The organism is Flavobacterium sp. MEB061 (assembly GCF_000834715.1).
GTDB classification, from domain to species: domain Bacteria; phylum Bacteroidota; class Bacteroidia; order Flavobacteriales; family Flavobacteriaceae; genus Flavobacterium; species Flavobacterium pectinovorum.
Window position 1 is genome coordinate 36,901 of the sequence record NZ_JXQR01000022.1, and the last position, 13,166, is coordinate 50,066.

The window sequence follows — 13,166 nt, forward strand, 5'->3', positions numbered from 1 at the left end:
CGCGAAAGCGAATCCGTCTCATCCGCGTGCCATTCACGGCAAAGCAATTATTCCTCCAAAACAGGCTCCAGATTTAACTCTGTAAAATCATGCTCTGTTTTCGAAATTATAATCGTTGCCACAGTATTTCCAATCAAATTTGTAATCGCTCTTGCTTCGCTCATAAATTTATCTACTCCTAATAAAAAAGCCAAACCTTCGACGGGAATTTTATGCAAAGCTGTTAAAGTCGACGCCAGAACAATAAAACCGCTTCCGGTAACGCCAGCTGCGCCTTTTGAAGTAATCATCAAAATTCCGATTACGGTTAAAATCTCAAAAAAACTCAAATGTACATCATACAATTGTGCAAGAAATATAACTGACATCGACAAATAAATTGAAGTTCCGTCGAGATTAAACGAATATCCTGTCGGGATTACCAAACCTACTACAGATTTACTACAGCCCATTTGTTCTAATTTAACCATAATACTTGGTAGTGCTGCTTCTGAAGATGATGTACCGAGAACTAATAAAAGTTCTTCTTTAATGTATTTTAAAATCGAAAGAATATTGATTTTATAGTATCTCAGAATACTTCCTAAAATAAAAAACACAAACAAAGCCATTGTCAGATAAACGCAAAGCATCAATTTACCAAGCGGAATCAAAGTTTCTAATCCGAATTTACCTATTGTATACGCCATTCCGCCAAAAGCCCCAAGCGGAGCGAGATACATAACATATTTTAATCCTGTAAAAACAACTTTTGAAAAGCGTTCTAAAACCAAAATTGTTTGTTCTCTTTTTTGATAAAAATTCAATGCAATACCACAAACGATGGCAGCCAAAAGAACCTGCAAGGTAAAATTTGAGAGAAAAAATTGCAGCCACGAAAAATTCTCGGCAGCATGATTGGTATACTTACTCGGATCTTGTAAAGTTAATCCTGATTTGTCAATTTTTCCGGGTTGAAAAAAATAGGCAACGCTTACTCCAATTGCCAGAGCAACTGTCGAAACGACTTCAAAATACGCCAAAGCTTTTACGCCAATTCGCCCCACTTTTTTAAGATTTCCCATTCCGGAAATTCCCAAAACAATGGTTAAAAATATAATAGGACCAATAAATAATTTGATAATATCGACAAAAGTTTTTCCGACAATTTCCATTTTTACGCCATTTTGAGGCGAAAAATGTCCAAGCAAAATACCTGCAATTATGGCGATTAAAACCCAAAAAGTAAGATTGGTAATTACTGCCCTGAAAGTACTTTTCTTTGGTTTACCGGCAGTATTTGGAGTAGTTATATTCATGAAGATAAGTTAGTATTCACAAATATATAAAAAATGCAGACCTATAAGCCGGATTCTGTCCCTGATAAATCAGAGCCTTATCATTTATCTAGATTCCGAATTACTTCGGAACTCAAGCTACCTACCCTTCAACAACGGACGAGAAGCCCTTAAATGCTGATATACTTGGTATTTCACCGCATAGAGTTTACCTGGTTTCACTACAGCATTACCTGTACATACTTTCTGTTGCACTTGTCCTTGCGTTATTGCTAACACCGACGGGTGTTACCCGCTATGCTTCTCTGTGGTGTCCGGACTTTCCTCCCTCCGCAAAAGCGAACGACGATAAGGCGGTCTGCGGCGCAAAAGTAGCGATTTATAAGCGAAGAAACGGGGTTCTAAATTTAAGATTTTTATAAAATTTTGATAACGTTTTAATTTTAAATTGGTTACCTTTAAAATCCTTAATTTTTAAATTCATTTATTATGGCTAAAATGTATCATTACGCAACTGTCTCAAAGGCTTTAGATCAATTGAATGAAAAAGGATTTACATGTGATTTTAATCTGAACTCAAATTCAGACATGATTAAAAAAAATCCCGAAAAATTTGAAATTGTTCATGTGTATCGATACGAAGGGGAGTCGGACCCGGGCGATGAGGCAGTTGTATACGGAATTAGATCAACATCAGGGAAAAAAGGTGTTTATGTAGCAGGTTTCTCCGCAGGCTCTGATCTGGAAACTTCTAAGTTTTTATTCGATTTGAGTATTAGGGGGAGGTGATTTTTTAAATTATTCTTAAAGTTTGTCATTTCGACAAAGGAGAAATCGCATTTGCTGAAGCCACACAGTACGTTGCTTTCTGGATGTGATTTCTCCTTCGTCGAAATGACAAAAAAATGAAATCCGCCAAAATCCGCGTCATCCGCGTTCCTTTTTTAAGCAAAAAAGTCCATCATAAAAATGACAGACTTTTCAACTCAACACGCAAAATAAATTACGCAGTTGGTATTTTTAATTTCCAACCCGGCTGAATAACATCAGGGTTTTTAATAATATCTTTATTGGCTTCGTAAATAGTTTGCCAGGAAACGCCGTGAGCTTTTCCTATTTTCGAAAGAGAATCTCCGCTTACAACGGTATAATCTGTTGTTGTTCCTTCAGTAACTTCAATATTCATAACCAAATCACCAGCTCTAAAATCAGGATCAATTTTTCCGTAAGCACTCCAAAGTTTTTCTTTGTCATCTGCAGATTTTGCTGTACCATCAATGTACAAAACATTATCCTGATCTCTTACCTGCAAATTTGAAACTCCTAAATTAGTCGCCAAATCTGTTAACTCTTTGTATTTATCTTGTAAACTCATGGCTTCTTATTTAATAATTAACTTGTTATCTACTTTTTTTGGTTTCAATTCCTGAACGCTTTTGATTAGGTTTGGCAATTGACTTCTTTTAATTTCTCCTGTAAGCGTTACTACACCGCCCACAACAGTTGCGCTAACACCATTGTAAGATTCGATAACTTTATGTAATGATTTATCCAATTCAGTATCCGGACTAATGATAACAGCTTCAGCAGCAGTTTCTTCAGGAGCTACAATCTGGCAGTTGTTCACTACAGATTTTACACCTTTAATTTCTTTTATAGAATTTGCAACCTCTTGTTTGAATGCATCATCTTTACAAATGCCCGAAATTGTAGCAACACCTTTCTCTACAGTAACTTGTACTTCTGGTCTGTCACTCAATTTTGCACTGATTTCTTTTTGAATGTCTGCATCTTTAGGCCCACAAGCTACTAATGAAACAGCAAGACCCATTCCTAATAAAACTGATTTAATCTTCATAATCGATATTTTTTAATTATTTACTAATAAAGTTAAACGAATTAAAATACCAAATATTACATAATAATCTTACAATTTTATATTTTTTCTATGAGATTTAAATAGTGATATAATTTCCAAATTCAGATTTAAAAGAAACCTCCTTTTACAAACAAAAAACATCTACCTAAAATCAGTATGCATATGTGGATTTGGTCCCGCGACCGGTGGAACCGATATTTAGATTAGAGCATATTCTCGATCAGATTGTGTTCCCGAAATCTAATTATGGTCCACAATTTTTAGTTTTTGTCCTGTGGTTTCGTCGATTCCTATAATTGGGTTAGGAGTTTTCATTTTTGAGTAATGATATTAAATTGAATTTGCATTGCCTTTAAAGTATCAAATTTTTTGTCTTCATTAATATGAAACAAAACTTTATCATTCTTAATCAGCATCTTTCCCGAATTGATGTATTTTTCCATCTCATCTCTTTCTTCTTTAATCTCATTCGGTTCCTTTTTAATTATAATCGTATCGCCTGAAATATAGTATTGCTTAAAAATTATATGATCTACTCCATTATCTCCAACATAAAGCATGATATTGGTATTGTCTCTCAAAGTAATTTCACACACTTCAGTTGCACTAAAATATCTTGCTGATAAAAGTTCCTTATTCCTTGCCTCTACATTTCTTTTTACTGTTTCCGGATCCTTATGACCTACAAAATCAAGATTCATAAAGTAGAATATAATAGTTCCGAAAAAGAGGATAAAAATTCCAATTAAGATTGTCGCCGCAACTATTATTTTTTTCTTTTTCATTAAATTAATTTATTATTGATTTAGATTCTACATACAAACTGGATTCGCATTTACTCTAATCTTTCATTTTATTAAAATTTCGACTTTATTTTATTCCAAAAAGAATTACTGCCTTTTATCTTTTCATTTTCATTTTCATCATCATCTTTGGTCAGGTCAAAACTTAACGATACTACTTCTCCGTCAATATACTCAACATGATCTGCCATTTCAGCTCCTGCATTTAAAAACTCCTGTGTGAGGTTTTCAGATGATTCTCTTAATCCTTCCCAATGTTCAGAATCAAAAACTAAATCTTTGGCTTCTGATAAATTTATATTTAGGTTTCTGTTCAAAAAAAGAATTGTTTCCATTGGAGAACTTCCTAATATTTTTAAATCATTTATAAAATTTGAAGTATTAGAATGATACAATTTTAATGTTCCTTCTATAATCTTGTCTTTGAGGTATTTTTTAGAAGTTTCTTCCGCTTTATTTCTTGCTGTTTTGCCTCCAATACATCTTTCTTCATATTCATTTGAGCTGTCAATTTGTTTTTCTTCATTCAGCATATCATAAACACACCACCACCAATTGTCTTCTTCGTCCATCAACTCGGCACGAAGCATTAATCCAGCCCATTTGGCAAGACAATCATCATCTAAATCACCTTCCCAAATAATTGGTGCATAAAAATTTCTTTCTTGTAAATATGATGTCATAAATTTTAATAAATTATAGAATTTGTGTTCTACTTTATTGTTTCAATAGTTATGGATTCTAAATTCAAAATAATTCTTCTAATACTGAGACAGGAATTTTTATATTGCTAAACTAATCTTTTTCATCATAAAATAGTAAAGAAAAAATATATACAATTACAAAATGAAAAATAACTATTATTGTACTAAAATCTTTCTTATGAAATTAAAATACATTTTAGTTTTAGTATTTATTTGTTTTTATAATTATTCGTTTTCATGTGAATGTAGACCGTTGAATAAAGAAACTATGGTTACTGAAGGCTTAAAAAACTCCGACTTAGTTTTTTTTGGAGAAGTAATAAAATTCAATTCAACAAAAGGAACTTACACTTTTAAAATTATAGAATTATTTAAAGGAAAAATTAATTCTAAAATCATTAATGGAAAAGCGTACACTAGTTGTTCTATTTCACCAAATACTAAAGGTCTTTGGATTGTTTTTACAAATTTTAAGGAGAACAATACAATTGACATAAGTGATTGCTCACCAAGTATAGGATTAGATTCAAATCAAGGTTTGCTTCTTCCCCGAATCCCGGAAAAATACTTTAGTATAAAAGATCAGGAAATGAGATCTCTAAAAATAAACATTTTTGCTTTAGAGTATGAAAAACAAAATTTGATTTATTGGATTCGTCAATTAGAACAATTAAGAGCTTATAAAACTTCGCAAATAATAGCGCTTAAAAAAGAAGAAACAGAACTAAAAATCAAAACATACAGAAGTTATATTGTCATTTCTTTAATAGCAAATATCATATTATTTCTGATTTTAATTTTTGTTCTTCTAAAAAGAAAGAAACAATAAAGTTACTTTTCAATACACTTATACAAATGAAGCACAATCCCATTACTATAACTCTCCGATTTTTCTAATTCAAACTTAGATTTTTACCAAAAATGGGTAAACCATTTCCAATCGCTACAGGATGAACAAACAAATGTAATTCGTCTATCAAATTTTGTTCTATTAAAGACAAAACAAATCTTGCACCGCCATAAACCATTATATCTTTTCCGGGTTCAGCTTTTAATTGTGATATCGCTTTTTTTAAATTGCCTTTTTCGATGGAAGTATTTTCGCCTTCAAAACTTTTTAATGTTTTACTGAAAATGATTTTTGGGGTTTTTACAAACAAATTGGCGTAGGCAACTTCTTCATTTTTACTTTTACTTTTAGCAACGCTTTCCCAATACGGAATTCCTTCTGTTGCCATTACGCGTCCCAGAATTATAATGTCGATACTATTTGTAAGCTCATGCAAATATTGTATTTGTTTTTCGTCGACTTCGGGCAGCATCCAGTTTAATTCACCTTTACTATCTCCAACAAATCCGTCAAGAGTCATGTTCATTTGTAATTTTAACTTTCTCATAAAATAAGTTTTGAGGATAAATCCAAAATTAGCTATTCTTAAAAATACCATTTTTTACAGGAAATAACCCCTAATTTTTCTTAATTTTTTAAAGGTTCAATTTTAAAATTAACGGTTACTTTCTCATATTCAAAACACTTAAAAATCCCTTTCAGATTTGTTGATTTCAGATTTGTGATTTGGTAATTTTCAGCCTATATTTGCTATCGAATAAAATAGAATATGGAACAATTTGTAGTATCGGCTCGTAAATATCGCCCGCAAACCTTTAAGGATGTTGTGGGGCAGAAAGCCATTACCAACACTTTGCTAAATGCCATAGAAAGCAATCACCTTGCTTCTGCCCTTTTATTCACCGGACCACGTGGTGTTGGAAAAACAACCTGCGCGCGTATTTTGGCACGTAAAATAAACCAGCCGGGATATGATGATCCAAATGAAGATTTTGCTTTTAACGTTTTTGAGTTAGATGCCGCTTCAAATAACTCAGTTGATGATATTCGTAGCCTGATTGATCAGGTTCGAATCCCACCACAAACCGGGCAATACAAAGTTTATATTATTGACGAGGTTCATATGTTGTCTTCGGCCGCTTTTAATGCTTTTCTGAAAACATTAGAAGAACCGCCAAAACATGCTATTTTCATTTTAGCTACAACGGAAAAACACAAAATTATTCCAACGATTTTATCTCGTTGTCAGATATTTGATTTCAAGAGAATTACGGTAAAAGACGCTAAAGAACATTTGGCTGAAGTTGCTGCAAGTCAGGGAATCAATTTTGAAGACGATGCTTTGCACATTATCGCTCAAAAAGCCGATGGTGCCATGCGTGACGCTTTATCGATTTTTGACCGTGTTGTTTCTTATTGCGGAACCAACTTAACACGTCAGGCCGTAACCGAAAACCTAAATGTTTTAGATTACGAAACTTATATTAGTATCACCGATTTACTTTTAGAAAATAAAATCCCGGATCTTTTGATGGCTTATAACGAAATTCTTTCAAAAGGTTTCGACGGACATCATTTTATTGCCGGATTGGCTTCGCATTTCAGAGATTTATTAGTCAGCAAAACTCCTGCTACTTTAAGTTTGCTTGAAGTGGGTGAACAAGCACAGCAAATGTACGGCGTACAAGCGCAAAAATGTTCGCAAGAGTTTTTATTGAAAGGAATTGATATTGCCAACGACTGCGATTTAAAATACAAATTAAGTCAGAATCAGCGCCTTTTAGTTGAATTATGTTTGATGCAATTGGCCTCTATCAACTTTGATGGAGAAAAAAAAAAGTTGAGCAATACATAATTCCTCCCACTTATTTTAAAAATGGCGGATATTCTATAGTTGAAATTCCAAAAAATAAATCCCAAATTCCAAATGAGGGAAATGAAATTTCGAATGCTGAAATTCCAACTAATAAAAGCCAAATTCCAAATACTGGAGAGAATGGTAATGTCAATCAAAATGGAAATTCTAATGTTGAAGTAAAAACTGAAACTCCAAAAGTTGAAGAACCTGAAACTCCAAGAGCTGAAGTAAATGGTACCTCTAAGGTTTCTGCTTTTTCTCTGGCCAGTATTCGCGCAAAAAAAGCGATGGAAGAAAGCAGTAAATCGTATGTAAAACCTTCATCTGTTTTACCAACTGAGGAATTTACAGAAACCGAAATGTTATTGCACTGGAACAAATACGCACAGCGTCTGGGTGAAAAAGGTTTGAAAATTATGGAATCGTTATTACTGATTAACGACCCAACTTTGAACGGAACGGTGATTACGCTTGAATTACCAAACGAAGGTTCTAAATTAGATTTTGAAAGTCAGATTAACGGGCTTTTAGGGCATTTAAAAGGACATTTGCATAATCATGATATTACGATTGAAATTGTTGTGAATGAAGCTGTTCAAACCAAAAGAACTTTTAGCGATCAGGACAGATACAATCGATTATTGGAAATCAACCCAAACATTGAACTTTTACGTTCTACATTTGGATTGGATTTACATACTTAAGATTTTTTTCTGCCACGAATTCACGAATTGTTTTGCTACTATTTTAGAATATAAAATTCCTGAATTCATCGCCAAAAACTATTCAGCTTTATTTATTTCTTAATCCTAAATTATAGACTTCTTGTAGCCATTTTTCTCTTTGAAAATCATCTGCTGTTTTTACAACCCCGATGTAGGTTACTTTTACGGGTTTTACGCCACAGAATTCCAAGGTTGATTTCTTCAACTGATTTACACTCGGTCTTCCAAAAAATAATCTGTAATACCAGCCTGGCTGATCTAAAGTTGTGATAATATGCGCTGTTTTTCCTTTTAAGAGTTTATCCCACCAAACTGAATTTTCGCGATATTGAAATGCCATTCCCGGTAAAAATAATCGATCTATAAATCCTTTTGTAATTGCCGGAAGCCCGCCCCACCAAACAGGATGAATCCAAACCAAATGATCAGCATTTTGAATCTTTTGCCATGCATCTAGTAAATCCGGTTCTAATTCGGTTCGTTTTTGGTAACCAAATTTTAAATTGGGGTTGAATTCTAATTCAGCAATTGTAATTGTTTCTACTTGCGCACCCGAAGTTATGGCGCCTTTTTGATAAGAATCTGCAATACCAAAGTTAAAACTTGCAGGGTTTGGATGTCCGTTTATAATCAGTATTTTTTTCATGTTTTACGTTTTTACAAAAATACTATTAGCATGAAAAAAGGTACCGGACAAATGTCCTATAAAATCGCTTTTCGAATGCGGCTTAAATGTCTTGGTGTAACACCCAAATAAGAAGCCAGATATTGAAGCGGAATTAACTGAATGTATTTTTGATGGTTTTGATATAGTTCTTCATAACGCTGTTTTCCTGATAATTTCTGAAAAGAAATCATTCTTTTTTGAAGCGTTACGTATTCCATTTCGGTTAATTTTCTTCCAATTTCCTGCCAATGGATTCCTGATTTATAAAGCTGTTCTAAACTTTCCCGACTGATAATCTGTAATTCTGTATCGGCCAGAGCCTGAATACTTTCTTCGGCTACTTCCTGGGTTATAAAACTGGAAAACGAAGCCATAAATTCATTTTCAAAAGCAAAACAATTGGTAATTTCATCGCCTTGATGATTGAAAAAATACGAACGTAAAATTCCTTTTTTTATAAAAACAATTTCGTTACAAACCTGATTTTCTGTCAATAAAAGTTCTCCTTTTTTAAGTTTTCTAAAAGTAATTAAATCGTCTAACTGATCTAATTCATTTTGAGATAAGGGTGAAATGGCTTTGAAAACAGATTTCATTTAAAAAAAATATTAAAATTTGAAAACACTAATATCCATCCGGCTTTCTAACTATTTTTTTGCCACGAATTCAGGAATTATTTATGCTTATTTGAGAACAAAAAAATCGTGAATTTGTGGCTAAATATTTATTCTGAAATCTATTTACTAAAAACCTTTTCAATTCTTTTATCCGGAATAAGCCATGATAATGCAACAATAAAATACGCTGCGCCGGAAATCCATTCGTTGTAAAACGAAGCTATAATTCCAACAGTATACAAAACTGCAGAAGCTTTTCCTTTTAAATCTTTCCCCAAAGCTTTTGCCAATGCAGAATTTTTTCCTTCGACATCTAAAACTGTTTTTTGCAGAATTACATATGCAATTGCAGAAAGTAATAAAATGATTCCGTAAAATGCCATTGCTGCTTTTGCAAAATTATGTTCTCCCATCCAGCCTGTAGCTACGGGAATTAGCGACAGCCAAAATAATAAATGAAGGTTTGCCCACATTATTTTTGCATTTACTTTTGATAAGCCGTGAAGTAAATAATGATGATTGTTCCAGTAAATTCCAACGTAAATAAAACTTAAGATATAACTCAAAAACTTCGGAATAAGTGGTTTTAAATCAGCAAACTCATGTCCGTGAGGCACTTTGATTTCTAAAATCATAATGGTAATAATAATTGCTAAAACACCATCACTAAAGGCTTCGAGTCTGGTTTTATTCATTTTATATAAGTTAAAAAGGTTGCCACGAATTTCACGAATTTTTTATTCTAAATCTTAAAAAAATAATTAGTGAAATTTGTGGCTAAAAAATTATATTTTACCGTAATACATTGCTTTTACGATTCCGTCAGAAAGTCCGATTTTGGGAACAAAAATTTGGCGTGCTCCGCTCCATTTCATTGCATTAAGATAAATACGAGTGGCATGGATAATTACGTCGGCACGGTCAGAGTTTAAACCTAATTCGGCGATTCTTTGCTCGTATGTCAATGAATTTAAAAACGCGTATTGTGAATTGATATAAATGTATGAAAGCGGTTTTTCCTGCTGTTTTCCAGACATTTTAAACAATTTGTTAATGTTTCCGCCAGAACCTATCAGGGTTACTTCTTCATAATCTGCAGTATTGGTTTTAATCCATTTTTCGATTTCATCCCAAACCACATCATGTACCATATTGTTTAGTAAACGAACCGTTCCTGCTTTAAACGATCTTGAAGTAATCATTTTTCCGTCAGAGAAAAGCGTAAATTCCGTACTTCCACCACCTACATCTACAAATAAATAAGTTTCATCTGTTTTAAGTAAATGATGCAAATCTGTAGAAGCAATTATTGCGGCTTCTTTTTTACCATCAATAATTTCGATTTTAATGTCGGCTTTTTTCTTGATTAATGCCACAACTTCTTTGGCGTTGTAAGCTTCACGCATTGCCGAAGTTGCAAACGCCATATAGCGTTCGACTTTATGTACTTTCATCAAAAGATTGAATGCTTTCATAGCATCAACCATTCGATCTATATTTTCTTCTGAAATTTCTCCAACTGTAAAGGCATCTTGTCCCAAACGAATTGGCACACGAACAAGTGAACTTTTATTAAATTGCGGTTCTTTGCCATCTTGTTCTACAACATTGGATATCAGAAGCCTCATGGCATTTGAACCGATATCTATTGCTGCATATTTCTTTATATTAATCATGCTCACTTATGATTTGAATTTGTTTTATTAATTTACTTTTTGAGTAACCTCTTCTAGTACCGAGATTTTATTCTGATAATATTTATAGGTTTCCAATTGAGCTCTAAATGGGGCATGATGATTTCTGGGCTTATATTTATTATCTAATTTATAGGAATGATATCTCACTTTCACATTCCCTTTCCATCCAATATTAAAATTATCAATTAGTTCTTTTTTAATTTCCAAATCATAAATTGGGCAGGTTACCTCAACTCTTCCATCGAGATTTCGAGTCATGAAATCGGCAGATGAAATGTAAACTTCAGTTAAACCGGCGTTTCCAAAAATATAAACTCTTGAATGTTCAAGATAATTGTCGACAATACTTATGGCCTCGATGTTTTCGCTCATTCCCGGAATTCCCGGAATCAGAGAGCAAATTCCTCTTACCTGCAGCTGGATTTTTACGCCTGCATTACTTGCTTCATATAATTTATCGATCATTTTAAAATCCGACAAACTATTCATCTTCAGTTTTATATGCGTTTTTCTACCTGCTAATGCGTGCAAAATTTCACGATCTATCAGTTTTACAAATTTGGTTCTTGTGTAATGCGGAGAAACTATTAAATGCTTGTATCTGTGAACTCTGTAATTGATATCGAAAAATTCGAAGATTTTAGAAATGTCTTTCAAAATTCCCTGATGACATGTTAATAGCGTTACGTCGGTATAAATTTTGGCTGTTGATTCGTTAAAGTTTCCTGTTGAAATAAATCCGTAACGACGGCTTTTGCCTTCTTCTACTCTTTCGATAACACATATTTTACTGTGTACTTTCAGACCTTTTATTCCGAAAATTAAATTGATTCCTTCGGTTTGCATTTGTTCGGCATACGAAATATTCGATGCTTCGTCAAAACGCGCCTGAAGTTCGATTTGAACCGTTACTTTTTTTCCGTTTTTTGCGGCATTTATCAACGAACTAATAATTTGCGAATTTTTTGCCAAACGATACAAGGTGATTTTTATACTCGTCACTTTTGGGTCTAAAGCTGCTTCACGCAAAAATTTAGTTATGTATGAAAAAGACTGATATGGAGCGTTTAGTAAATAATCTTTTTTATTGATTTTCTCTAAAATACTTCCATCAAGGCTTAATCCCGGAACGGGTAAAGGCTCATTTGCTTTATAAAGTAAATCGTAGCGTCCTAAATTTGGAAAATCCATATAATCACGGCGATTGTGATATCTTCCTCCCGGAATTATACTGTCTGTTTCGACAATTTTCATTTTATCTAAGAAAAAACGCAACGTATCTTCTTCAATTAAACTGTCATAAATAAAACGAACAGGTTCTCCAATTCGTCTGTCTTTTACAGAAGTAGCAATTTTTTCAAGCATACTTTTACTCAAATCGCTGTCGATATCCAACTGCGCATCACGAGTAATTTTGATCATGTGTGCCGAAACGGTTTTATAATCGAAAATATTGAAGATGTTTTTCAGTTTAAGCCGAATTACATCATCAATTAAGATAACATATTGTTTATCATCTTCTGATGGAAGAACAACAAATCTGTTGATTGTTTTGGGAATTTCAATAACAGCATAGCGAACTTCATCGTTGTTGAGTTCCAAACGCACCGCCAGATATCCTAAAGTATCTTTTAAAATAGGAAATTCTGCAAGGTCATTCAAAATAATGGTCACCAATTCGGGACTCAATTTCTGCATATAAAAGTCCTTTAAAAAACATTCCTGTTTTTCTGTAACCTGATTTTCGTTGATAATAAAGATATTTTCGGCTTCGAGTTCAGATTCGATATTTCCTAAAATACGTAAACTTTCAGATTGCTGCTGAATTACTATTTCTGTAATATCCTTAATTAATTGGTGGGCAGAAACACCTCCTAAATATTTTTCACCTGAAATTCCAGAAAGACTCAATCTCCGGATTGCGGCATAGCGAACTCTAAAAAATTCATCTAAATTGTTTGAAAAAATTCCAACAAAACGCAACCTGTCTAAAAGTGGAACTGTGTTGTCTGCTGCTTCCTGAAGCACTCTTGCATTAAACGCTAACCAACTTTTTTCTCTATCGATATATTTCTGCTCGTACACTTTA

At 33.2% G+C, this 13,166-nt stretch carries 15 protein-coding genes and 1 other RNA gene; 4 read left to right on the forward strand and 12 right to left on the reverse strand.

The window, feature by feature from the left end:
- Positions 1 to 47: 47 nt before the first annotated feature.
- Both RT99_RS11955 and rnpB read right to left on the reverse strand, forming a co-directional pair.
- Positions 48 to 1,298 carry a cation:dicarboxylate symporter family transporter gene (locus tag RT99_RS11955; RefSeq protein WP_042564992.1) on the reverse strand — a complete coding sequence of 417 codons (1,251 nt, stop codon included), beginning with the start codon at positions 1,296 to 1,298 and terminating at the stop codon, positions 48 to 50.
- Positions 1,299 to 1,326: 28 nt separating this feature from the next.
- Positions 1,327 to 1,642, reverse strand: an RNA gene (rnpB, locus tag RT99_RS24700) — RNase P RNA component class A.
- 124 nt (positions 1,643 to 1,766) lie between these two features.
- On the opposite strand from rnpB, the gene RT99_RS11960 reads away from it, so the two are divergent.
- The gene (locus tag RT99_RS11960) at positions 1,767 to 2,066 is read left to right on the forward strand and encodes a hypothetical protein (protein ID WP_042564993.1); all 300 of its coding nucleotides are present in this window, start codon (positions 1,767 to 1,769) and stop codon (positions 2,064 to 2,066) included.
- Positions 2,067 to 2,280: 214 nt separating this feature from the next.
- Here the strand turns inward: RT99_RS11960 and RT99_RS11965 are convergent, their stop codons facing one another.
- From RT99_RS11965 to RT99_RS11980, 4 genes are all read right to left on the reverse strand, one after another.
- Entirely contained in the window at positions 2,281 to 2,652 is a 372-nt protein-coding gene (locus tag RT99_RS11965; protein WP_042564994.1) for a LysM peptidoglycan-binding domain-containing protein, read from the reverse strand.
- Between the two features lie 6 nt (positions 2,653 to 2,658).
- Positions 2,659 to 3,135: a BON domain-containing protein gene (locus tag RT99_RS11970; protein WP_042564995.1), complete on the reverse strand. Its 477-nt coding sequence runs from the start codon at positions 3,133 to 3,135 to the stop codon at positions 2,659 to 2,661.
- A gap of 332 nt (positions 3,136 to 3,467) precedes the next feature.
- A complete protein-coding gene (locus RT99_RS11975) occupies positions 3,468 to 3,941 on the reverse strand; it encodes a hypothetical protein (protein WP_042564996.1) in 474 nt (157 codons plus the stop codon).
- 71 nt (positions 3,942 to 4,012) lie between these two features.
- Complete coding sequence (locus RT99_RS11980; protein ID WP_042564997.1) at positions 4,013 to 4,642, reverse strand: hypothetical protein; 630 nt, start codon at positions 4,640 to 4,642, stop codon at positions 4,013 to 4,015.
- A gap of 199 nt (positions 4,643 to 4,841) precedes the next feature.
- Here RT99_RS11980 and RT99_RS11985 point away from each other — a divergent pair, with 199 nt between their 5' ends.
- The gene (locus tag RT99_RS11985; RefSeq protein WP_131494913.1) at positions 4,842 to 5,492 is read left to right on the forward strand and encodes a hypothetical protein; all 651 of its coding nucleotides are present in this window, start codon (positions 4,842 to 4,844) and stop codon (positions 5,490 to 5,492) included.
- A gap of 64 nt (positions 5,493 to 5,556) precedes the next feature.
- Here RT99_RS11985 and RT99_RS11990 read toward each other — a convergent pair whose 3' ends face one another.
- On the reverse strand, positions 5,557 to 6,060 hold the full coding sequence (locus tag RT99_RS11990) for a dihydrofolate reductase family protein (protein WP_052483655.1): 504 nt from the start codon (positions 6,058 to 6,060) through the stop codon (positions 5,557 to 5,559).
- Between the two features lie 222 nt (positions 6,061 to 6,282).
- Between RT99_RS11990 and dnaX the strand changes: the two genes are divergently transcribed.
- Both dnaX and RT99_RS12000 read left to right on the forward strand, forming a co-directional pair.
- Entirely contained in the window at positions 6,283 to 7,368 is a 1,086-nt protein-coding gene (gene dnaX / locus RT99_RS11995; RefSeq protein WP_042564999.1) for a DNA polymerase III subunit gamma/tau, read from the forward strand.
- 290 nt (positions 7,369 to 7,658) lie between these two features.
- Entirely contained in the window at positions 7,659 to 8,075 is a 417-nt protein-coding gene (locus RT99_RS12000; RefSeq protein ID WP_042565000.1) for a hypothetical protein, read from the forward strand.
- 88 nt (positions 8,076 to 8,163) lie between these two features.
- On the opposite strand, the gene RT99_RS12005 is transcribed toward RT99_RS12000, so the two are convergent.
- The 5 genes from RT99_RS12005 to ppk1 form a co-directional block, all read right to left on the reverse strand.
- On the reverse strand, positions 8,164 to 8,742 hold the full coding sequence (locus RT99_RS12005; protein WP_042565001.1) for an NAD(P)H-dependent oxidoreductase: 579 nt from the start codon (positions 8,740 to 8,742) through the stop codon (positions 8,164 to 8,166).
- A 56-nt stretch (positions 8,743 to 8,798) separates the two neighbouring features.
- Positions 8,799 to 9,359, reverse strand: coding sequence for a Crp/Fnr family transcriptional regulator (locus tag RT99_RS12010; RefSeq protein ID WP_042565002.1), 561 nt, complete (start codon positions 9,357 to 9,359; stop codon positions 8,799 to 8,801).
- A gap of 140 nt (positions 9,360 to 9,499) precedes the next feature.
- Positions 9,500 to 10,075, reverse strand: a complete 576-nt coding sequence (locus RT99_RS12015; RefSeq protein WP_042565003.1) for a TMEM175 family protein — start codon at positions 10,073 to 10,075, stop codon at positions 9,500 to 9,502.
- 90 nt (positions 10,076 to 10,165) lie between these two features.
- Positions 10,166 to 11,056 (reverse strand): Ppx/GppA phosphatase family protein, encoded by an 891-nt coding sequence (locus tag RT99_RS12020; RefSeq protein WP_042565004.1) that lies wholly within the window; start codon positions 11,054 to 11,056, stop codon positions 10,166 to 10,168.
- A gap of 27 nt (positions 11,057 to 11,083) precedes the next feature.
- A complete protein-coding gene (gene ppk1, locus RT99_RS12025) occupies positions 11,084 to 13,162 on the reverse strand; it encodes a polyphosphate kinase 1 (protein ID WP_042565005.1) in 2,079 nt (692 codons plus the stop codon).
- Positions 13,163 to 13,166: the final 4 nt, after the last annotated feature.

Bases quoted from the DNA above. Each gene is read 5' to 3' on its own strand.
- RT99_RS11975 (WP_042564996.1), bottom strand. From the start codon at position 3,941: ATGAAAAAGAAAAAAATAATAGTTGCGGCGACAATCTTAATTGGAATT.
- RT99_RS11955 (WP_042564992.1), bottom strand. From the start codon at position 1,298: ATGAATATAACTACTCCAAATACTGCCGGTAAACCAAAGAAAAGTACT.
- RT99_RS12020 (WP_042565004.1), bottom strand. From the start codon at position 11,056: ATGATTAATATAAAGAAATATGCAGCAATAGATATCGGTTCAAATGCC.
- RT99_RS11970 (WP_042564995.1), bottom strand. From the start codon at position 3,135: ATGAAGATTAAATCAGTTTTATTAGGAATGGGTCTTGCTGTTTCATTA.
- RT99_RS12005 (WP_042565001.1), bottom strand. From the start codon at position 8,742: ATGAAAAAAATACTGATTATAAACGGACATCCAAACCCTGCAAGTTTT.
- RT99_RS12015 (WP_042565003.1), bottom strand. From the start codon at position 10,075: ATGAATAAAACCAGACTCGAAGCCTTTAGTGATGGTGTTTTAGCAATT.
- dnaX (WP_042564999.1), top strand. From the start codon at position 6,283: ATGGAACAATTTGTAGTATCGGCTCGTAAATATCGCCCGCAAACCTTT.
- RT99_RS11985 (WP_131494913.1), top strand. From the start codon at position 4,842: ATGAAATTAAAATACATTTTAGTTTTAGTATTTATTTGTTTTTATAAT.
- RT99_RS11960 (WP_042564993.1), top strand. From the start codon at position 1,767: ATGGCTAAAATGTATCATTACGCAACTGTCTCAAAGGCTTTAGATCAA.
- RT99_RS12000 (WP_042565000.1), top strand. From the start codon at position 7,659: ATGGAAGAAAGCAGTAAATCGTATGTAAAACCTTCATCTGTTTTACCA.
- RT99_RS11965 (WP_042564994.1), bottom strand. From the start codon at position 2,652: ATGAGTTTACAAGATAAATACAAAGAGTTAACAGATTTGGCGACTAAT.
- RT99_RS12010 (WP_042565002.1), bottom strand. From the start codon at position 9,359: ATGAAATCTGTTTTCAAAGCCATTTCACCCTTATCTCAAAATGAATTA.
- RT99_RS11990 (WP_052483655.1), bottom strand. From the start codon at position 6,060: ATGAGAAAGTTAAAATTACAAATGAACATGACTCTTGACGGATTTGTT.
- RT99_RS11980 (WP_042564997.1), bottom strand. From the start codon at position 4,642: ATGACATCATATTTACAAGAAAGAAATTTTTATGCACCAATTATTTGG.